General features: G+C 37.7%; 15 protein-coding genes. 8 read left to right on the top strand and 7 right to left on the bottom strand.

What is annotated here, in order from left to right; translation table 11 throughout:
• Nucleotides 1-222: 222 nt before the first annotated feature.
• From B3P23_RS21160 to B3P23_RS21145, 4 genes are all read right to left on the bottom strand, one after another.
• Nucleotides 223-2,754 carry a tetratricopeptide repeat protein gene (locus B3P23_RS21160; RefSeq protein WP_293929400.1) on the bottom strand — a complete coding sequence of 844 codons (2,532 nt, stop codon included), beginning with the start codon at nt 2,752-2,754 and terminating at the stop codon, nt 223-225.
• Between the two features lie 1,012 nt (nt 2,755-3,766).
• Nucleotides 3,767-4,234, bottom strand: a complete 468-nt coding sequence (locus B3P23_RS21155) for a ferritin-like domain-containing protein (RefSeq protein ID WP_045756500.1) — start codon at nt 4,232-4,234, stop codon at nt 3,767-3,769.
• A 324-nt stretch (nt 4,235-4,558) separates the two neighbouring features.
• Nucleotides 4,559-6,484 carry a sensor histidine kinase gene (locus B3P23_RS21150; RefSeq protein WP_293929398.1) on the bottom strand — a complete coding sequence of 642 codons (1,926 nt, stop codon included), beginning with the start codon at nt 6,482-6,484 and terminating at the stop codon, nt 4,559-4,561.
• Complete coding sequence (locus B3P23_RS21145) at nt 6,481-7,224, bottom strand: LytR/AlgR family response regulator transcription factor (RefSeq protein WP_293929396.1); 744 nt, start codon at nt 7,222-7,224, stop codon at nt 6,481-6,483. Before B3P23_RS21145 ends, B3P23_RS21150 begins: the two co-directional genes overlap by 4 nt.
• Before the next feature lie 348 nt (nt 7,225-7,572).
• Between B3P23_RS21145 and B3P23_RS21140 the strand changes: the two genes are divergently transcribed.
• The 4 genes from B3P23_RS21140 to B3P23_RS21125 all read left to right on the top strand — a co-directional run bounded on the left by B3P23_RS21140 (nt 7,573) and on the right by B3P23_RS21125 (nt 12,560).
• Nucleotides 7,573-7,935: a hypothetical protein gene (locus B3P23_RS21140; RefSeq protein ID WP_248753790.1), complete on the top strand. Its 363-nt coding sequence runs from the start codon at nt 7,573-7,575 to the stop codon at nt 7,933-7,935.
• A gap of 175 nt (nt 7,936-8,110) precedes the next feature.
• The gene (locus B3P23_RS21135; protein WP_293929393.1) at nt 8,111-8,893 is read left to right on the top strand and encodes a GLPGLI family protein; all 783 of its coding nucleotides are present in this window, start codon (nt 8,111-8,113) and stop codon (nt 8,891-8,893) included.
• Nucleotides 8,890-11,571: a TonB-dependent receptor gene (locus B3P23_RS21130; protein ID WP_293929391.1), complete on the top strand. Its 2,682-nt coding sequence runs from the start codon at nt 8,890-8,892 to the stop codon at nt 11,569-11,571. Before B3P23_RS21135 ends, B3P23_RS21130 begins: the two co-directional genes overlap by 4 nt.
• Before the next feature lie 512 nt (nt 11,572-12,083).
• Nucleotides 12,084-12,560: a hypothetical protein gene (locus B3P23_RS21125; protein WP_293929389.1), complete on the top strand. Its 477-nt coding sequence runs from the start codon at nt 12,084-12,086 to the stop codon at nt 12,558-12,560.
• 116 nt (nt 12,561-12,676) lie between these two features.
• Here the strand turns inward: B3P23_RS21125 and B3P23_RS21120 are convergent, their stop codons facing one another.
• The gene (locus B3P23_RS21120) at nt 12,677-13,126 is read right to left on the bottom strand and encodes a nuclear transport factor 2 family protein (protein WP_293929387.1); all 450 of its coding nucleotides are present in this window, start codon (nt 13,124-13,126) and stop codon (nt 12,677-12,679) included.
• 600 nt (nt 13,127-13,726) lie between these two features.
• Between B3P23_RS21120 and B3P23_RS21115 the strand changes: the two genes are divergently transcribed.
• From B3P23_RS21115 to B3P23_RS21105, 3 genes are all read left to right on the top strand, one after another.
• Complete coding sequence (locus tag B3P23_RS21115) at nt 13,727-14,173, top strand: DUF1572 family protein (RefSeq protein WP_293929385.1); 447 nt, start codon at nt 13,727-13,729, stop codon at nt 14,171-14,173.
• Between the two features lie 262 nt (nt 14,174-14,435).
• Nucleotides 14,436-16,655 carry a TlpA family protein disulfide reductase gene (locus B3P23_RS21110; RefSeq protein ID WP_293929383.1) on the top strand — a complete coding sequence of 740 codons (2,220 nt, stop codon included), beginning with the start codon at nt 14,436-14,438 and terminating at the stop codon, nt 16,653-16,655.
• A gap of 296 nt (nt 16,656-16,951) precedes the next feature.
• Nucleotides 16,952-18,088 (top strand): hypothetical protein, encoded by a 1,137-nt coding sequence (locus B3P23_RS21105; RefSeq protein WP_293929381.1) that lies wholly within the window; start codon nt 16,952-16,954, stop codon nt 18,086-18,088.
• 422 nt (nt 18,089-18,510) lie between these two features.
• Here the strand turns inward: B3P23_RS21105 and B3P23_RS21100 are convergent, their stop codons facing one another.
• Nucleotides 18,511-19,068 (bottom strand): GNAT family N-acetyltransferase, encoded by a 558-nt coding sequence (locus B3P23_RS21100; protein ID WP_293929379.1) that lies wholly within the window; start codon nt 19,066-19,068, stop codon nt 18,511-18,513.
• Nucleotides 19,069-19,250: 182 nt separating this feature from the next.
• On the opposite strand from B3P23_RS21100, the gene B3P23_RS21095 reads away from it, so the two are divergent.
• Nucleotides 19,251-19,529 carry a DUF4342 domain-containing protein gene (locus B3P23_RS21095; RefSeq protein ID WP_293929377.1) on the top strand — a complete coding sequence of 93 codons (279 nt, stop codon included), beginning with the start codon at nt 19,251-19,253 and terminating at the stop codon, nt 19,527-19,529.
• 168 nt (nt 19,530-19,697) lie between these two features.
• On the opposite strand, the gene B3P23_RS21090 is transcribed toward B3P23_RS21095, so the two are convergent.
• Nucleotides 19,698-21,206 (bottom strand): RagB/SusD family nutrient uptake outer membrane protein, encoded by a 1,509-nt coding sequence (locus B3P23_RS21090; protein WP_293929375.1) that lies wholly within the window; start codon nt 21,204-21,206, stop codon nt 19,698-19,700.
• Nucleotides 21,207-21,220: the final 14 nt, after the last annotated feature.

Below are 21,220 nucleotides of genomic sequence, written 5' to 3'. Positions count from 1 at the left end.
TTGTCGGCATGACTCATGAGGATTTGCTATTCTTCTCTTCATGACTAAAAGAAAAGTTTATCATAAAAACAGATTTTACTAGAATATCGAAAGCAGAAAACTACCTTTCATACATAGAAGAAGGAATGATCTGGAATTGCACAAAAAAAACCGCTTGGTCATCCCAGCGGTTTTATACATTTTATTTTGATGTTCTATGTCAGTTTTTTGATATTTTCAATGTTACTTTTTGTTCAATTTCTGTAAACGTTCTTTTGCTGACGGAATGATATCATCATCTTTTTCTTCATAATTTTCAATGACACTTTCCAACGTACTCTTTGCTTGCAAAGCATTGCCTTTACGCGCATAGCTATCAGCAAGCAATAGGAAACTCTTGGCTTCCCAGTATGTATTTTCTTCCTTACTGTTAATCACCTCAAAAGCTGTTTCGATGGCTTTGTCGTATTCCTTGTTATCATACTGCAGTTGCCCAACACGGTATCGCGCTTCTGCGCCAACCGCCTTTTGGCTCTTCAGAGCAGCCAAATTGAGTTCCTTCATGGCAGACACGATGTTCTTTTGTTGTAGCAATACCCTTCCACTGTATAAATGAGCTCTGGCAATTTCCTCCTGCGATGCGCCATCGTAATCCTTGATCAACTTCACATACTTGGCCATCTGCTCCATATCGCCGAGTTCGAAATAACAGATCATCAGGTTACTTATTGCATAACCATAGTTCTTTTTATACTCTGAATTGAGCTCCAATTTTTTGAGATGCACAATTGCCTCGTTGTATTCTTTTAGATCCAGGTATAGCGCAGCAACTGTCAGCAAGGTATTTTCAGTATACTTGCTTGTCCAGTCATTCAGGATGATATTCAGATCGTGCAGTGCTTCCTTTGGATGCCCAGTGCGGTATGAACTCACACCGCGGATATAACGGGCATATTTTTCTTGTTTGGGTTTCGGAAATTTATCAAAATAAGCATTGATGGCTTCGACCGAAGCTGCGTATTGCTGCTTGGCAAACAGAGATTGGGCTGCTTGAAAAGCCATATTGTCTTGCTCCGCAGGACTCAAATTACCGACATTGGTGCCGATAGCGTAATGAATATAGCTTGTAGCATCCCCTTGGTCTAGATAGATGTTTTCAATAAAACGCATCGCTTGCTGTGCCTCATTGGTTTTGGAATATTTCTCCACAACACTTTTGAAAGTGGCTTTCGCCGCTTCGGATTCATCTTTATTATACTGCACGAGCCCTATGCTCATCAATGCACGGGGTACATAGCTGCTGCGCGGGTACTTTTCGATCATCCGTTGCAATCCATCGATAGCGCGATCATAATCTCCCGTAGTGAAATACGTATAGGGAATCTCAAAGGCGGCGTCATCAGCATAGTTAGAACTCGGAAATTGTTTCAAAACAGACTGCAGAATCTTTAGCTTGGTTTGATGGTCTCCCTGCAATCCAAAGATAACTCCGCGTTGGAACAACGCATAATCCTGATTGGAAGTTTTGCTGTTGATAAGCTGGTCATAATATTGGTTGGCACGGTCGTAATTTCGCATGGATAAATAGGAATCGCCCAAACGTGCGATAACGTCATGACGTATTTTTTCGTCTAGCGAACTTCCCTCGACTGCCAAAAAGCGTTCAAAATAATCGGCCGACATACGAAAACTGTTATTTCTGAACGCTGCATAAGCCAACCCATAGTTTGCATAATTATATACGTCGGTGTTTTTTGCAACGGGCAATCGTAGGAATCTGGAGAAGTTTTCTACTGCCTCTCCGTATTTGCGTACTTCATACATCGCTTCTGCTTTCCAATACGTAGCCAGTGCTGCCATTTTTGCATCGATCGGGAATTTTTCCGATCTCATGAATATCGATATGCTATTTTCAAAAGCACGCTCGTTATAAAACTCCAGTCCGCGATAGTACGTTGCTTTCTGATAGGTAGCATCCGCTTCCCGCCCTCGATCTTTCAAAGATTCCAGCAGACTTACTCCGGTATGGAAATTGCTCGTGCCCAACAAGATTTGAGCGGATAATATTTCCGCACTTTCTTGTGTTTGAGCGCCCGGTTCACGACCTCCATATTCTTGAACAATATACTTCTCGAGAACTTTCTGAGCGGCTTGGGTGGAGTCCATTGCATACAACACCTTGGCGTAGTTAAATAACGCATCTGCTTTCAACTGGAGGTCGAAATCTAGTTTCATCGCTTTGACAAATGCATTTCGTGCTTGTTCCTTATCGCCGGTTTCTAGGGCAATATGACCCAGAGTAATGATCGACCCCTGATAAAAGGCATCAGAAGCATCCAGTGACTTCAAAATAGAGGCCGCCCTTGTATATTCACGTTCTTGGTAAGCCAGATAGCTGATACGGTAATTCTCAATATTGCTACGTAAAGCGTTTGGATGCTGTTTAAGCAATTTAGTGTAATAAGCTTGTTTGAATGTCTTATTTGCAAAATAAGTAGCCGTGGCTATTTGGCGTAGCTCTGTCTCAATGACTTCCCGATTGATAAGACTCATATCTGGGCTCCTGCGAACCTTTACGGCATCGGCCAGCACAGGTCGATAGTCGCGTACGACATCAATGGAATCCACCGTTTTAATTTGATATTCGTCCAGTTGTTGCTTTTCGATCTGCTGTTTCTCTACTTGCTGCCCATAGCCCGTAACCATCAAAGTTGAAATCGCTACAGTAAATAGGTATTTCAGGTAGTTGTGGTCAATTCTTTTTATCAATATCATTGTTCTTCCGTATTTCTGGGTATTTTCTAAATGTTCCTTTGCCGATGAAGCTATGTTGTCATCATCCTTTAGCTAGTAGGGTCAAAACTAAAGAATTCTAACAACATTGTGTAAACAGTCATTAAAAGATTGGCCTCTAAGAGGCAATCTCTAAGTCATATCAATCTTATTTCTGAGATCTCCTATTCCTCTGCTTGCTATCAGCAATTGAATTGAAACAATTTTAGAGCCAAGAAGAAAAATAGAAATTACAAAATGAATAAAATTTTTGACAACAGCTTGGTTGAGGACCGATCTGTTATTTTTTGTCTTTGCACACTTCCATTATATTGACAACTTAAAATTATTAAATTTGTCATGATTATCTCCTATTAATGATGACTAAAGTGTATAAACAATTTATCATCGAAATCATACATGTACCGAATTATAAAGATGATTCATCAGATAATATATTCAGATATTCTAAAATATACATAGGGAATGAATCCACTTACAATATAACATCAACATGCTATCAAAGTTTATCATAAGGGTCAAGTTACCTACAATTGCATAATCAAAGGTGCACAAGGTGTTACCTAATCCAGCTTTCATCTACTATATCGAATTGGAAACTGCTATTTATTGAACAATAGGGATATCGATCAAAAAAATCACCTACTTGTTTAAATGAGAATCATTTTATGTGAAGTCTATATAAATCATGGGTAGATTTCGATCTGTTTCCGCCCATAGGATTTTTTGGATTTCGTAACGATCTGAGTATATATGGTCTATTGAAAAATTCCAAAACCTTAACAAGGCTGAATTAGAAAACTACTGCAAACAAGAGTTGCCGAAAATAAGTACGGCTTTTCCATGAAAACTCTAAAATAAAATACCCGGAAAAACCGGGTATTTTAATGACAGCAATACTAATCGTTCATTCAACCTTTACATCGAAATAAAGGAAATAGTTTTATTTTTAAATTTCGCGGTGACTGCCGTTTCGGTTTTCATCGTATATAATTTAAAGCGACACCTCGTCACGCAACATTTTAATGGCATCATGTGCCTCCAGCTGTTTATCCAACTGCTTTAAAAGTATATTTTTCACCTCGACCGATAATTGATCATTATCTTCTTCCAGAATTTTTTTGTACGTTTCCTTAAACGCATCCTCTCCCTTTTCACAACTTTCTAATAAACTTTTTCTGTCATTACCTGCAATGGTTACTTTTATGTTCATCCACATTCTAAACAGTTTACCACTTAACATGGTTGCATCAGTTGGCTGTGCACCTTCTAAAACTACAAAAGGTTTCAGCTCTTCAATAAAATGCTGCGATTGCAAAACATATTTTGCAAATAATTGCTGTAAACTATCTAAACTTAGCGTATGCGAAAGATCTAAAGCAGTTTTATAACCTTCCACTCGATCATTATTAATTTTTATCAGGTCATTGATAATTTCCGGGTTGTTCAAGTGATTTTCCATAATACATGAGTTACTTTGTAAATATTTCTACTGGAATAACAACCTATCGGAAGAGGAGTTCATTGTCCTGATTGATTTCAAGTATTAACACCACTATTTGGTAATAAATTACATGGACAACGTATGGCTCCTATTTTTAAAAAAATGATATGCCAAATAATTGATCCAAAGATCATATGGATCAATTATTTGGCTTTTTTCGATTATACAACGTTAGGAATGCTTACTGACAAATTTAAACTACACAACATGATCTTCAAAGAATATATTATACGATAAACTCTGCCTACTCCCACTTTTTAAATATGGAATTCGATATAAATATCATCCAAATACAACAGGAATCTTCATCGTAATGATGGTTCCACTGGCTCCGGATGATTTAGTGACTTGTATGCTTGCCCTTTTGCCCAGTAACTGCATACGTTCGCGACTGATGATGCCCGAAAGTGACCTATGCGCGGGATCAACAATTACTTTTTCTATTTTACCACTGTCTTCAATTGTTACGGTTAGAAGATCATCTTCCAATTGAAAACGAATATGAATATCCCCCTCTCCGCTCTCCAGATCGAGACCATGAAGAATAGCATTTTCAACATAGGGTTGTATCAACATCGGCGGCAGCAATACCCCATCCGGATCCTGAATTTCCGATTGTACGATCGTATAGCTAAATGCTTCTTCACAACGCATCTGTTGCAGACTGATATAATTTTCCAAGGCCTCAATTTCCTCATTTAATGGAACCCAATCTTCACGACTCATTTCCAAACTACTACGCAACAAACGACTGAAACGGTTGAGGTACTTAATGGCTGCTTCCTTTTTATCCAGACGAACGAAACTTTGTACAGCCGCAAGTGTATTAAAGATAAAATGAGGTTCCATTTGTGTGCGCAACAATTTCTGCTGCAATAAAACCTTTTCTTTTTCTGCTCTGAAACGACGCTGACGAAAGCTATAATATAAAAACAGCATCATCATACCCAGTAATATGATACCCAATACCAAAACAGCAAGCCATAAGCGATTTTGCTGCAATTGCAGCTGATTGATTTTAATATTCTCATTTAAAGTACGAATGGAACGATCTTTTGCCTGCAATTGATAAAGTGAATTCATCTCCGCAGCGACTTGTGTATTTTCCATTTCATACACCTCCTTCTGTATCATCGAGACATGTTTCCATGCAGCTATTGCCTGGTCTTTTTTACCCTGCAATTGGTATAGAGCGGCTAAGGCCTCTTGATAAATAATCTCATTACTGGCAAATATGACATCTGGGTGTGTTTCCTCTAGATCGGTCGCTTGTTGAATATAGCCTGCTGCCAACGTCTGACGGTTATGCTCAAGATGAAAGGTTGCTACATTGCAATAGGCAATAAATAGGTTGTTGATAACAACGATCGATTTTTCAGTCTCATAGCGCTGTTCGTCGCTTTGCATTTTTAACAACTGATAATGGAGCAGCGAGTCTTTCTGCCCGATGGTGCTAAAATATTGTATCTTGGAATCGTATAGGTAACTTATATGGTACTTGTCGGGATGCTGGTTATGTAAGTCCTCCAATCTGCGGAGATAAGGCAGAAAACTTGCCGCTGGTTTGTCCCGCATCTTCAATGTCTGAATCAATTGTACCAACACGCGCTGTTTGTGTATATCACCCTCGGGTAACGAATCACATAGTGGTAATGCTGCACGGTTCATTTTCTCGGCGAGGTCATATTGAAAAGTTTTCAAGTTACTTTGTGCAGCGGAAAGCAACATCGCAGATTTTGCTTGAAAAGATAAATCGATGGTAGAATCTGATAGAACAATCGCTGCTGCTTTATTATAATAGTAGCCCGCTTCTTTTTGCCGTGACTCCATACTGCACACATTACCCAAGCCATTGTAGATAAGTGCCTTCATTTTAAGGTTGCCGTTTGTCGGTTCAATCAATTCGAGTGCTTGACCAATTAAAATACGGGCAGAATCTTTTCTCTGCATACCGTAGAGCCGCGCCAATTGATATTTTACCTCCACATGAAGCAGGGTATCTTTTAGGACAGACGGTTTCATAGCCATCTGCTGCCATACATGAAGCAGCGAGTCGCTGTTAGTAGATGCTATGGTCACCTTTTTTAAGGTATCGATCTGCGTTGAAATGGATGTTTCTTGCTGAAAAATTGGATTGCTATGCTGATAGCAGGAGAAAAGCCAGAAGCATAGCGCTACACAAAGTATCCATCGTGTTGTTTGTCTCATTTTTTTATTGATAGTAGCGTCAATATCGCACTTTTTCGGCGCATGGAAATGGGAATTTCTTCTTTGTTTTTAAGTACGATATACTCTGAGCGGTTAATTCCTGTCACATACTGCCTATTGACCAGATACGATTGATGTGTCCGTAAAAAATGGGGTGCAGGCAGCAGGTCTTCATAATATTTGAGTGGTTTGGAAATGAGTTCTTCTGTGCCGTCACTGAAAAAGAAAAATGTGTATGGCCCATCTCCTTTGCAATAGACAATATCATTTACGGATACAATCCGCATATTGTTGAGGGTACTCAGCACGATGCTTTCAGGAAGCTCGCCTACGGACATGCTATTCTGCGTCACTGACAATTGCTGCATCCATTGTGGATTGCTTTGGCGACGTCGTCGAAAGCGTTCAAGTGCTTCTTTGAGCTCGGTCTGGTCGACAGGTTTCAACAGGTAATCCAATGCTCCGAATTTGATCGCTTTAATGGCAAAATGATTGTATGCGGTAATAAAGATAATATTGGGAGGAATAGGATCGAGCTTTTTCAATAAATCGAAAGCTGTTCCATCACGAAGCTGTATATCCAATAAAACCACATCAGGTTGTGTTTCGACAATCAGCTTTTGAGCTGTACGTACACTGTCTGCCCAACCCAGCAGTTCTGCATCTTTTTCCAATCCGATGAGAAAGCTGATCTCTTTACGGACGGCCGGCTCATCTTCGACAATAACAACTTTGATCATAAAGGTCATGTATTTATTTACGCTAAAGATAATATATTACTGGGTTTGTTGCTTTAGTTCGTTTACAATTCGTTTGTAGTTTTTACAAACCGTCTAAAAATCCTCAAGTTGACACTTTTTAAGTATGTCTATATGCTGTCCTCGCAATGAGACCAGAATTGCGAGCTCTTATAGTTCAAATTAGGCCAGTTGTCATCATTGTGTGACGGATTGTAAACCGGAAATAGCGAATCATAAAGGATTTGCACATCTAAGCACAATGGGTATTATTTTTAATCATCAATTAAAGCCTAGGCTTGTCCTACGCAATGGTTTTACTAAAAAAATGAAAAAATGAAAAAATTATTTATGAGTATGGTAGCGCTGACTGTAATGTCATCAGCTGCCTTTGCAGATTCAGGTGAAAAAGCTGCTGCAGAAAAATCGGTTAATACAACCACTGTACACAAAATGAAGGTCGGGACAAATGTAGTTCATGTAACGGAGGAAGTGAAACAAACCCAGACGGGAAATGCTGTCGGTCAAACCTGTGTGTATACCCTCAGAGTTTATAATTCGTCTGGACAGCTGACCACTACACATAACCACAGTTATGAGCTGGGGGCCGAAAATGGTTACGGATTCTCTTGGGATAATTGCGGAGCTTATTTTAAACACATGAGAACCAGCTATATGCATATTTATCAAGCAGTTGTCTACAACGTAGGTTAATGAATCATGTTTAGCCTTTTTGGGTAACGAAGAAGGGCTTTCCTAGTTGCGACATTTTTTTCGCAAGAATAAGAAGGGCTTTTAGTCTTGTATATGATATCTACTAGAAGGGCGCTGTTTCCTATTGCTGTCGATGACGCATATAGGAAACAGCACTTTCATCACTTTTAAATTTATGAAATACTACTTATTATTTCTCCTATTATACTGTTCAGCCGATTATGTACAGGCGCAAAAATTGCAAGTCGAGTATGAATATATTCCTTCTGCTATGGCGACTTTTCGTGAACAGGTGTATTATGCCGATGCTGTGAAGACTGCAATACGCGATTCTATACCGGTCGCTTCTGCTGCAGGCGATGCGGAAAATGATGAATTATCTGCTGATTTTTCGATGATGCTGAATACCGGTACAAACTACAGGAGCATCGTGATACAGAAAGATGGGAATAGTGACTTGGTGGAAACGCGTACACTCCAAGGAAAGAATTATTTGGTGACAGATAAATTTCCTGATATCGAATGGAACACCAACTATACGGAAACGGACACCTTGGGTCAGTATATCTGTCATAAGGCGACAGCGAAATATCGAGGTACGACATTGATCGCTTACTACACAAATGAAATTCCGGTACCGGCCGGCCCTTACAAATTTGGAGGACTTCCGGGACTGATCGTGATGTTGTACAATGAAAGTGCTAACCCGAATTACTGGATGCTCAAAAAAGTCTCCTATCCCTACAATGGGGATATCCCGGTAGATGAAAAATATATCCTTTCGTTGCCTAAATTATCATTGGAAGATTATGTCAAGAAAGATGAGGTACTGATAGAAGAACAGATGCGCATCATGGAAAGCAAAATGCCTGTAATGGATGGTGTGACGGTGGAAAGAAATAAAGTACGCGGTACTGTTGAGCAGGTTTATGAATGGGAATCAGTTAAAGGAAAATGATTAATCATGTTGGTCTGTATCGCTATCTATTGATGATCGGCCTGTGGTCTGTCGTTTATTGTGCGCAGGCGCAGGTAGCTATTCATGGACAGGTAACGACTGCGGGGGTGCCCCTCGGAGGGGTTCGGGTAGATGCCCGCCTAGCGGGAACTTCGGCCTTGATAGCTTACTCTTTTACAGATGGGAATGGCAAATACCGTTTACTTATAGGTCAAACAGGTAAAATTGTTGTCAGCTTCAAATCATTAAGCTATGAACCGGTGACAAAAGTAATTGGACCGACGCTGACTGACACCTTGATTAACATAGCGCTTATAACTGGCGGTGTGGAGCGACTGCAGGAGATAGTGGTTAACGCAAAGCGTTCTTATAGACGTGGCAGGGATACTATAGAACTGGATGTAAAATCATTTCTGCAGGGCGATGAACGTAACGTGGAGGATCTGCTGAGAAAGATTCCCGGACTGAATATCGGTAGCGATGGCAGTATCAAAATTGGTGAAAAGGAAGTCGAGAAAGTCATGATAGAAGGAGATGATTTTTTTGAAAAGGGCTATCGCTTATTGACACAAAACATGTCGGTACAACCGTTGGATAAGGTGCAGGTATTACAACGTTATTCGAACAATAAACATTTGAAAGGGATTGAAAATTCAGATAAAGTCGCATTGAATCTACAACTTAAAGAAGACAGTAAAAATCAATGGCTGGGTTCGGTATCAGCTTCTGGAACGCCGTTCGAACCGTTATTTTACCAAGCCAATATTCATGTGATGAACTTTGGAAAAAGAAACAAGTTTTATTTGTTGGGAACAGCTAATAATAACGGTGTAGATGCCGTGGGCAGTATCAATCATTTGCTTTACTCGGGACAAACTGGTGAACCTGGCCAAATCGGTGTCGGTCTCACCACTCCCACTCTTATCGACAATACTCCCGACCTACCGGGGTTTGATTATAGAAGGACTAATTTTAATCATGATAAGCTACTGTCTTTCAATACGATCTTGAATCCTTCAAAGCGTCTCAAGATCAAATGGCTAGGTTTTGCAAATCCAACAAAAAAAACGTTCTACCGAAATACAGTGCAAGAATATGATATTGAGGATATTCAATTTAGCTATACTGAAGGATATAAACTTGATAAGAAAATAAATAATTATTATTCCAGATGGGAGATGCAGTATGATGTCAACAGTCGCTCTACTATGATCTACACCGGAAGTCTGGGATCACTGGGTAAATACGATAATGGGGCTCTGCTGCTTAATGGCGAAGGTACCACAGAACTGAGCAAAATGAAGGGCTTTCTGACCAACCAGCTCTTAACACATACATATAAGCTGTCGGACAACGAAGCTATTGTGAGTTCTGCCCGTTGGATTATGCAAAAATCACCATTGGATTATCATATCGATCAATATTATTACGAGGACCTGTTTCAGATTAAAGGGATCTCGAATGTCGACCAGCATGCCAAAAATGACCTTCAGTATGTCGGGGTCACATCGCATTATGTAAAGAGACAGCAAGGTGGTGACTTTATGGAAGTGGCTATTGCCAATGAATACAAGAATCAGACACTGGTGACTGACTTTATATTGCAGCGGGAAGATGGCAGCCAAATCCGCCCTTCGGGATTTTCAAATGGGATCAATTTTAGGACCAATAATACGCATATCATGACCAAGTATACTGTAAAAAGAAGGAAGTGGGAATTGACCCCCCAGTTGCGTGCGGGATTTATACAGCGTGATTTACGTCATGATGGCATCGCAACGAGTCAAAATAACTGGTTGATTTCTCCGAGCTTGTCTACAAAATGGTTAATACATCCTAAGGGGAAGCTGGAAGGCGAACTTTCTTTCCAACAAACTAGTACTGAGCTGATGGATGTCGCGCCAAATTATTTTAATACTGGCGTCCGGAATTTTGTAAAAGGCCTCGACGATATGGCTACATTGAACAACTCTGCTGCGGTAATCACCTATGCCTATGGTAATATGCTGGATAAATTTTTCGCCAATTTCTCCGTTGGTCATCAAACAATGTTTGATTACATCAGTAGCCAACGCATACTAAATCCTAATTTTAATCTAACGGAGAAGATATTGCTGAAAGATAAAAAAACAATGTTTTATAAAGCACAACTCAATTATTATGTCAAGTTGGTAAATGGGAATTTTAGGTTGGATATGGGGGCAGATTTTTCAGCTTATGAAGCTAGTATCGTCGGTGTAGGAAGGCGTAGCATTGCTTCCAGTTCCTACGACTATGGTGTGTCGTTTAGAAGTGTGTGGAAATCCAGATTGAACATACATACCGGATCGCAGATACAGATTAGATCTTTCAAGAGTGACAACCAAGATAAACTAAAAAACACCTACAGTTTTCTGCATTTTTTCTTCCATGTTGCCAAGGATATTCAGGCCAATATGAAAAATGAAGCCTATCATTTTGGTGATTTTCTCTCTGAATCGCCCAAAACATATTTCTTTTCGGATCTTTCTCTTTCTTATGATGCCAAGAAAATCAAGACCAAATTTAATATATCGGCCAAAAACCTATTTAACAACCGTCAATTTAGGAATGCCATTGTTACTGACACGTATCGGGCTGTAACCGAATACCGCCTTTTGCCGCGCTATTTTGCGCTGGGGATCAACTATAATTTTTGATGAATATTTGGATGGTATAGTTTCTGTGGATTGGCATGTACCAGTACGGCGTCTACATCTAAGAAAAAACATTGTACTCTGTTTTTGTAGTTTGCGTGGAAAGCTCTAGATTACGAAAAAGTAAGCTCTTCATTATTAAAACCAACACTTTATTTAATGAGCTTACATGACGAGAAGAACTTCCCACTAAGTTCAATCGTCTATATTCCTTTGTAATATCCCCGATTATTGGGATGCGCTAGTAGAACTATTCTATGTAATTTTGAATAACAGATCAATGATGCTCCTACTCAAACTTAAGGAGAGGTTAAAAATATTTTCAACGCGATTATGGTCATGTCAAAGCCTGCAACTATGACACGAAGTGAAAAAACAGGGCGATTAAAGCATTTATTATAGCCATTTAAAAACAGTAAGGAGTATAAATGGTTTGTGCAAGCATCTATACCAACGGAATTGTTAAAAAAAGAGAATCAAAAAGAATACTATTTTTAAACAAATAGGAATAAGATATGAACAGATTTAATGGCATCCATACTAAGATAACCCAAAAGGGAGCCGATTTGGCTAAACAAAAAATAGAAGCTGATTACAGTGAAAAATTTGTTTATGCTCTCCCCGATTGGGCGATGTTGACGGGCAATCCAGAGATAATCGGTGTCGTTCAAATTTATGGAAATGAAGGTATTCTGGTGACACAGCAGCGGGTGGATTTTGAAGTTGATTTTGGTGACGAGCACTCGATCATTTATTACACAAACTATCTGAATAATCAGATGAATGCTCACTTACCCCTATTGGGTTATGTGCTATTTTACAAAAATGTATTAATCGTACAAAAAGATCCAAATTATCCTTTAACATTAAGTGATTTAGAATCGGAAGAAATCATCCGTTACAACAGTAATAATATAAGCACAGATTTTTCTTTTATTATATGTAATAAGGAGCTGGAATTAGTGGCTTCTACTGCAGATTTGCGCGAGTAATCCGGCTGTGGACGAGTCTCTTTCAAAAAAGTTATCGCGCAACACAACGGAGTACTCTAAAAAGTAAAGCCACATCTGTCGACGTGGCCATTACTAAACATATGATTAAACAGTAATTACTTATAAGAGTTGATAGATTGGGATACTTTCCAATTTCCGCCGTCATTGACCAAGGTAATTAAATCGGTCTTGGTAAACCCTTCAAATTGTTGGCTCACTTTAGCAACTACATAGTTACTTGACTGCTCCACGATTGTGGTGTTTGTCTTACAGTTCAACTGCTCGCCTTTTTGCTTTTTCAATAAGGAGATAACTTCTCGGCGGCTATTCGTTTTATCTGTTGCGGCTTGGATTTTTTGACTGAATTCGGATGTAAAAAGCTGCTCTACTCCTGTTGACTGCCCTTCGGTCATAACTGCGACATAAGGGTCGATAGCGAGATCTGCTGTCGATAAGTTTACTACTGCTTTTTTAGAAATGTCTCCTACGGGTTTGCCTGCTGCCATGGTGCATGTAGATACTGCGATCAAGGCTGCTACTGCGAATGTTTTTGCTAAAGTATTCATATTGTCTTTATGTTATATTGTTAGTTTTTCTGTTCGTAATTGCATCAGCCCCTCATCCACCAACTCAAACTCGGATGTATGCTGACGTAATTGTTGATTCAAAAGTAGGGTGTTAATCGTGCCTCCTATATGGCAATTAGACTAAACCAACTAAAAACTCGGTGAATGGTAGAAATGGGTAGGTAAAACTAATTTAATGATCATGCACAGCAAGGTTCTACTTCAATATTTAATACGATAGTTGAGTCAATAAATAGAAGTTGAACGTTCTTTTTATAAGCTGTGATTTGATCGTGTATGTTGATGAGAGCTCATAAAGATATCTTTTTAAAACAGCTGAGAATTCTATCATTGTTGTGAAAGTTATTATATTAGAGCTATAAATAGCGACTTCGTAAAAAAGTGTTTTTGTTGGCATCATATTACTGATGGGATTTTTTGATTCTTTACAGAAAAAAATAACCGCGGTGACTAGTGATAACGGGTAACTATTTTACTTGATGGTAGCAAGATCTTGCCAAAGCGTCTTTGTGTGAATACTAAACTTTAAATCGTAGACCACGCTGTAACAATTTTAAAACGAAAATTAATTTTAAGACCATGATTATCAATACACTAAAGGCATTATTCCACAGAGATTTAAACAAATTGATCTCTGAAGTCAAACAGTACAAAAGCGAATCTGATATTTGGAAAATTAATGGCCAAATAAATAACTCGGCAGGTAATCTTTGTTTGCATTTGGTCGGCAATTTAAATACTTACATTGGAAGAGAATTAGGCAAGACAGGTTATGTAAGAAATCGGGAATTAGAGTTTTCATCTAAAGATATATCAAGACAAGAATTAATTCAAATGGTTGAAAATACGATAGAAATGATTAACCAGACATTGGATCATTTTGATGAAAATCTTTTAGAAGCCGAATACCCAATTTTGGTCCTTGACAATAAGACCTCTACTGAGTTTTTTTTAGTTCACTTAGCCACTCATTTGGCTTATCATCTTGGGCAAGTAAACTATCACAGACGACTAATTGAAAAATGAAAAAGTGCACAACAGGCCACTGCCAACATATGGCTAAACGACTTCGGTTAGATATGGTCATTCCTACTTCGTCCAACATGTAAAGGATAAAACTATGACTTGTTGCTTCATCATATTATGCACGGCACTCCGACTAAGGTGAATCAAATGCATATTTAAATAAATTATCCGTAATTAAAATTACTGCATTACCTAAAATTCCTCTGACACATAATTATTTCTATTAAATTTCCTATATTAGAGTAATTTAACCAATTAACCGATGAAGTACCTACTCCTAGTGGCCAGTTTGTGTGTACAAGTTGCTGTGGCGCAAAAGAAACCAACCGTTTATTATATTGTAAAACAAAACAGCAGTTACAACCGAAATGCTGATGAAAAAACCTATTATATAGCAGTAGAAAAGGTGAAGAAATCATCCAAACAAGGGGATCTTATGCAATTGCGCATAGTTGGTTTTGAGAACAAAAATGGCGACCGTTTATTCTCTACTGCTGACTTGGACAAAGGAGAGAATTTCTTGACGTCGACTGCTGCAATTTCCAATATCTATGGTTTGAAAAAACCATTTCAATTTACAGTCAATAAAGGACTGGTCAGCATCGATACATTTAAATGGAAAGATGAAATAAAACAACAGCTTGCAGCATGGGAAATACAAGATGATGTTTTTGAAAATTCTTTAAACAATACATTTTCAGAGTATAGTAACCTTTTGCAATCGCTCTATTTTGCAGAAATATCATCGTCGGATGAAAATGCATTGAAAACATCAGATATCACAAAAAATGGTATGACATATCATATGGTGAAGCAAGATAAATCGGTGATTACCATCCATTATTCACAAGTAGACAGCTCTTCGACATTGGAAGGCAGTACGAGCTTTGATCCAAAAATGCACCTTGTAGTCGATGAATCTAGAAAATCCAACTATTCATTTTTAGATGCAAATGGAAAAAAAATAAGCGGCCAATTTGCCAAATCGATACAGCGCGCTAGCAACTATACTGCAGCAGTAATTGAAAATGATTATTATGATATGCTCATAACAGGTAGTTATTGGAGCAACGCAGTAAATACTAAAGATAAAACGGATAGTCTCAAAGTACAACGATATATAGATTTATACGAAGCAAAATATGCAGACAACCGCGATTACATCAAAAATAAATTGGGCCATTTGCAAAAGTTGCGGAATAAGCAGTATGATGATGCATTATCATCTATAGCTCCAAAGCTGATAGCCGGTACTTATCATCTCAGCAACAGGGTTACATCCGATAATATTTCAGACCATGACTTTAAAGAAATCATACCACTCCTGAATGATGTGCAACTCTTCGATTATCTGCAACATTCGCTAAGTCAATACATCTTATCTCTTGACAGCGCCTCTTTGCAGAAGGCCCAACTTATTGCCAATCAGCTTAGCGAAAGAGAGCGAGTAGCGGCTAGACCCATGTACCTCTGGGCCACGGCAATGCAGATAAAGGATGTAGATAGCCTTAAACAAATCCAAAATGAAATCCTAAACATGGATAACGCTTACTGGAAGCAAGGAAATGCCGGTCGATATGCTCTTTTGATCCAGAAGCTACTTGCTGAGCATGCAGGATATGATGCACAGACGATGCAGAAAATCATCGATAAAATTAGTGTTCTATATGAAGACGAGTCAAATAAGAAACGGTTCTTACAAAAAGCTCATTTGGCATATGCATATTATCTGGCTTATGAAATGACACCGGTAGACCAAGAAGATCGGGCGTTCCTATTATTGGAAAAAGCGGCCTATTATTCTCCAAAAAGTGCAGCTGAAAAGGAACATGGAAGTTTCTATGATCGCGTATTTTTGAAATCAAAAGAAAACTATAATGACGATTATATGGCTTTATTAAGTAAGAAGGGCAAGAAGGATATTGCTCTTCAAAACTATATACAGGAGTTTCTGAATAATCCAGCGAGTAGTTTTAAAAGCTTGTCCACTTTTTATCGTGAAAATTATAATGAAAGCAGTTTCAGTGATTTTTTCAAAAAAGAGATTGTTCCCAAACTTGCAGATGCGCCATCATTTTTGTTAAAAGACATACAGGATAAGGATTTCTCATCCGCACAATTGAACGGAAAATGGACTGTTATCGATTTTTGGGGTACCTGGTGTGGTCCTTGTGTCGCTGAAATGCCCAAATTAAATCAGTATTACCTAGCGCTAAAGCAGGATAAAATGAGTAAAATCAACTTTATGAGCATAGCTTGTAGTGATACAAAAGAAAAAGTACAACGATTTTTATCAAACAATAATTACGATATACCGGTATTGATGTCCGACTCTAAAGTAGAACAAAATTATAAAGTGCGTGGATACCCAAGTAAATATATCATAACACCTGAAGGAAAATTAATTCCTACGGAATTTGGATTCAACTGGGAGACTTTGGTCTCTGAATTAAGCAAGTTATATACGGTTCCGGTGTCCTAGACAAAAAATATTGAAACTTGTGATCCATTCTTGCTGTTATGCTATCTATAAGAGTTGAGGCAACAACCAAAATATAGCATAACTCTGGGCTTGACAGCTGCCATTGGACACGTTGCCTAAAGTGACCTTGTTGGCATAGTACAGCATGTGTTGTTGTAGGCTGATCTGTGTTTTGTTATGTACTATATGGATCCTTTAGGGTTAAAAAAGAGTGCCTATTTTTCCTATTATATTCAACATTCTTTCGACAAAATCAATTTCTTTATCAATTTATTGTATCTTTCTAAAAAAAAGAAATGAAGAAAACCAACCTCCTAATTTTAACCTTATTAATTGCAAATTTCAGTTATTCTCAAACCACATTAATGGATAGTATAATTCAAAAAAACTACTCTACATTTAAAAAAAACAAGAACAATACTTTCGAAGGCAAGGGATGGGATACCCTTCAAGATGAAATCATCAAAAACAATTCTGTATTATTGGGCGAGTCACATTTTACCAATGAAGTTCCTTACTTTACAAATGCGATTATCAATAATATAAAGTTCGACAACTATATTTTGGAAATTGATCCCTATACCACCAACACCATAACAAAAAAAATTAAATCCTTATCTCCTGCAGAATTGGATAAATTCCGTGATGAATCAGGTTCAGCTTTATCTTTTTTAAAAGGAGAAACTGAGTTCGATTTATTCAAAAATATTGTTGATCAGAACATCAACATCTATGGAGCTGAGCAAATCAGTCTATTTTCAGACCAGCTACTCTTTACGGAATTGATTAAACAATCCAAAAATACCAAGGCAAAAGAAATTTATAAGCAGATGATCGCTAATTCTGCTGCTTATGATACAAAAAACAACAGCACATTCTATTTGTTCTCTGACGATTTTGTAGCAAAAATGAGCGCATTGAGCACGCTCAATTTTTCAGCTAACGAGAAAGAGCAGCTTGAAGCACTCAAATTAAGCAAAGAACTGTATTTAAATCGAATTCATGGGTTAAGAATTCAATACATAAAACACTTGGTGATTGAAAAACTCCCCGAATGGAAAAACAAAAAGAATCTTTTCAAATATGGTGCTAATCACATGCCTAAAGGAGAAAGTTTAATGGAAATTTTCGATCTTGGAAACCTCGTGGCCAATATTGAAGAGGCAAACTACAGGAAGTCATTACACATTATGATTACCGGAAAGGAAGAGGGTGAAACATTGGCTGATCTAGAACAATATAAAGCTTTCCTAACCGTGGTAAAAGATGACAATTGGTATGCTTTTGATTTAAAGCCTTTGAAACAAGCAATTTCTAAAAAGAAGCTTAAAGTGGAGGATTTGACGCTGGAAAGAATTATAAAAGGTTACGACTATTTGGTTTATATTCCAACTTTAACTAAAGCTCAAAATAGAGGCAAAAAAGATCATTAAAATACGCGTTAGAGCCGGCTTCCTATACCCCAGACACCAATACATTGACATGTATCGAAACGTTGATCAAACAAATGCCCTTTGCTGTATAGCATATTCAAACTGAATAGGCGAAAAGAATTTTTCGCCTATTCAATTCAGATAGAGTAATGTAAGATGACGTTAATCTCGATTCTTTTAGTATTGGTCACCGCAGTTAGTACCGGAAAATGGTTAGACTGAACGAGAAGTTTGCGTTATATCTCAATTATATTTGCAAAGTTAATACCCGAATTGCGGCTTCGGAATGGATACAACGATATGTAAAAAAACTATTGGGTACTACTCCAAAAGAATATAGGGAACGGATATGAAATGGCTGTACACTATCTTCTTTTGATTTTTGTAGTCATGTGTATGCTCCTACCGATTTTAAATTATTTTTACTGTACAGATTCATTTAATTTTGAATAAATAACGGTATCGAGAAATTTTCCATTATAAAACTCACTTTCCTTTAAATGTCCTTCCTTATTGAAATTGCATTTCTCTAATACCTTAGCGGATGCAAAGTTTTGTGGGTCTATGATTGCTTCAATGGAGTGCAGTTTCATCTCCGTAAAACCATAGTTAACTACTTTTGCTATTGCTTCTGTGATATAACCTCGTCCTTGAAATTCGGGAAGTAACATATAACCTATCTCTGCTCGGTAATGCTCAGGTTTAATATAATAATAACCTATTGTACCGATCATTTTGGGATTATCTTGTATGGTAATAACCCAATTGATCAGCTCACTATTGTTAATTTTTTCATCAGTTAGTTTAATAAATTCTGATATTTCGTCTAGAGTTGTAGCTACAGGACGAGGAATATATTTCATTATTTCTGTATCAGATCGGAGTGCATATAGTTCATTGACATCTTCTAAATCGGCACGTCTCAGTTTAAGTCTTTCTGTTTCCAAATTAGGAAAAGTTGAGAAATCTATATTTATCATTTTGGTCTTATATTTCTATAAAGTTATTATTTTTTTTAATCCAGAGCTACAGAAATAATCTGACTAACCGTAATATAGTACTGGTTTACCGACTTTCTATCCTCATCCGCCTATTAGCAATTAGTTCCAAAACTAAATCGAGTTATTTTTGAATCATAAACAAACACATAAACATATTTATCATGAAAACTAAAACAATCTTCGACATCAATAGCAAAACAATCTCCAATGGTTTTAAAAAAGCATTGGACTGGCTACAATCTTCTAAACTTAAAGTTTCCGCTAGTGATGGGAAAGTATACTTGCAGATTTCACTTCTATGGGCTATCGTTATTGGTATCATATTTCCTTTAGCCCTAATTGTATTGGTTGTACTAACAGTATTTTCAAATCTAACTATTGCTATTGAACAAGATATCAAACAAAGTAATAATAACCATAAAATTATTGAGTTGAAATAACTAGGATTAATGTCAACAAAGAACAACAAACTTTCATCAAATCTGATATGAAAATTGGCATATAATACTGATAAAAAAATAAAGCTAATGGTTAGATTAGCTTTATTTTTATTACGATAGAAATAGAATTTACTACTTTCCTACCCAGAGGAAAACAACAAATTAGTTTTATAGATTGGGGTTGTTATTTAATTCATTCAATGGTATTGGAAATAAAAAATACTTGCTATTGGGAGCCAGACTTGTTCCATCAGGAAATTTAAGAATGTAATGTCCCATTACAGATACTGTTTTGCCGGCATCATCAACAAAAGTTTGATTTGTTTCACGCCGTACTGGTGCAGTCTGCGTTCTCAAGATATCATATAATCGGAAACCTTCTCCCCATAATTCTTTCCGTCTTTCCAATAAGACCTCTTGGACAGTTTTCGATTTATCAAAGTTGGCAACATCAAGATTTTTTAAGGCACGTTTTGCCCTTAATTCATTCAAGAGATCAATTGCCCCTTTTACATCATCTAATCGAGCTCTACTCTCTGCTTCAATAAGTAATTGTTCAGAAGACCGCATTAAGACAATATGTCCATCGCGGTTAGGGTGCTTATTTTTAAATTTACGGTATCGATATGATCTATAAATTGCTTCGGCGGGCTGCTTCGCAATATCAAATAACGATTTTCGGACATCTCCCTCAGTAAATAAGCCGATAAAGTTGGGATCGGGAATGATACTGTTATAACCAAAGTATAAATTGACCCCTTTAGCATCCGTGGCATAAGGAGTAGTTTCGATATAGGCTAAAAAAGAAGCTCCGCCCAGATTTTGTGTTGCTGTCTGTGGATGCCCCCATATCCACTCTGTATTACTAACGTCATTAAATCCTTCTTTATATTGATCTGCTGTCATAATAGGATAACCCACACGCGCTTTTGCAGCATAATCACGTGCTTGCTCCCAGTTTTCCTGTGTTAAATAGGTCCTTGCTAAAAGTCCATAGACAACATTAAGATCAAACCTATTCTTGACCTTACGTTTAAAACCGGCCAGCAGCTTTTCTGCCTCTTTCAAATCGGATATAATTTGATCATATACCTGTTTTACCGTAGCAAGAGGTTTTGGTACTGTGGTTGGTGTTGTGGGATCCGTATAAATCGGAATTGCTTTAGCATTAGGATCTTTGGCATAGGTAAACTGATATTGACGAACAAGATTAAGATAGTTTAAACCTCTCAAGGCGTAAGCCTGTCCCTTGAGATGCTTTAAACTTTCTTTGCTGCTGTCATCAATGTTCAGATTAGCAATCAGATTGTTAGCGTGATCGATTGATTTATACTGTAAAGTCCAAAAGAATAGGGCTCGACGAGTAGTATGATCAAATGGATCTTTGTACGGATAAGAATCTCTAAAACCATAGCGACCATCGCGTGCAATGGCATCCTCTCCCATCACTTCATGCGTTAAAAATATAGTCGGAAGGCCGGGATTATCCTGCGAAGTACTATTCTCCATTAAAAAACGAATAGATCCGTTTATAAAGGCATCAATATTATTTTCGGAGGAAAATACCTCTGGTGTGGTAATCTGCGTCGCAGGCGCTGTATCAAAAAAGCTCTCGCTACAAGATGAAAGTACCAATATGGGTAATATGATCGTGATATATTTAAATTTTAATTTCATGATAAATCAGATTT

The organism is Sphingobacterium sp. UBA6320, from assembly GCF_002440335.1.
In the GTDB taxonomy this organism is placed as follows: Bacteria; Bacteroidota; Bacteroidia; order Sphingobacteriales; family Sphingobacteriaceae; genus Sphingobacterium.
This window is presented reverse-complemented; position numbering and strand designations above follow the sequence as displayed.

What these genes read in the sequence shown, in the direction of transcription:
- B3P23_RS21160 (WP_293929400.1), bottom strand. Translation starts at nt 2,754, where the DNA reads ATGATATTGATAAAAAGAATTGACCACAACTACCTGAAATACCTATTT.
- B3P23_RS21155 (WP_045756500.1), bottom strand. Translation starts at nt 4,234, where the DNA reads ATGGAAAATCACTTGAACAACCCGGAAATTATCAATGACCTGATAAAA.
- B3P23_RS21150 (WP_293929398.1), bottom strand. Translation starts at nt 6,484, where the DNA reads ATGAGACAAACAACACGATGGATACTTTGTGTAGCGCTATGCTTCTGG.
- B3P23_RS21145 (WP_293929396.1), bottom strand. Translation starts at nt 7,224, where the DNA reads ATGATCAAAGTTGTTATTGTCGAAGATGAGCCGGCCGTCCGTAAAGAG.
- B3P23_RS21140 (WP_248753790.1), top strand. Translation starts at nt 7,573, where the DNA reads ATGAGTATGGTAGCGCTGACTGTAATGTCATCAGCTGCCTTTGCAGAT.
- B3P23_RS21135 (WP_293929393.1), top strand. Translation starts at nt 8,111, where the DNA reads ATGAAATACTACTTATTATTTCTCCTATTATACTGTTCAGCCGATTAT.
- B3P23_RS21130 (WP_293929391.1), top strand. Translation starts at nt 8,890, where the DNA reads ATGATTAATCATGTTGGTCTGTATCGCTATCTATTGATGATCGGCCTG.
- B3P23_RS21125 (WP_293929389.1), top strand. Translation starts at nt 12,084, where the DNA reads ATGAACAGATTTAATGGCATCCATACTAAGATAACCCAAAAGGGAGCC.
- B3P23_RS21120 (WP_293929387.1), bottom strand. Translation starts at nt 13,126, where the DNA reads ATGAATACTTTAGCAAAAACATTCGCAGTAGCAGCCTTGATCGCAGTA.
- B3P23_RS21115 (WP_293929385.1), top strand. Translation starts at nt 13,727, where the DNA reads ATGATTATCAATACACTAAAGGCATTATTCCACAGAGATTTAAACAAA.
- B3P23_RS21110 (WP_293929383.1), top strand. Translation starts at nt 14,436, where the DNA reads ATGAAGTACCTACTCCTAGTGGCCAGTTTGTGTGTACAAGTTGCTGTG.
- B3P23_RS21105 (WP_293929381.1), top strand. Translation starts at nt 16,952, where the DNA reads ATGAAGAAAACCAACCTCCTAATTTTAACCTTATTAATTGCAAATTTC.
- B3P23_RS21100 (WP_293929379.1), bottom strand. Translation starts at nt 19,068, where the DNA reads ATGATAAATATAGATTTCTCAACTTTTCCTAATTTGGAAACAGAAAGA.
- B3P23_RS21095 (WP_293929377.1), top strand. Translation starts at nt 19,251, where the DNA reads ATGAAAACTAAAACAATCTTCGACATCAATAGCAAAACAATCTCCAAT.
- B3P23_RS21090 (WP_293929375.1), bottom strand. Translation starts at nt 21,206, where the DNA reads ATGAAATTAAAATTTAAATATATCACGATCATATTACCCATATTGGTA.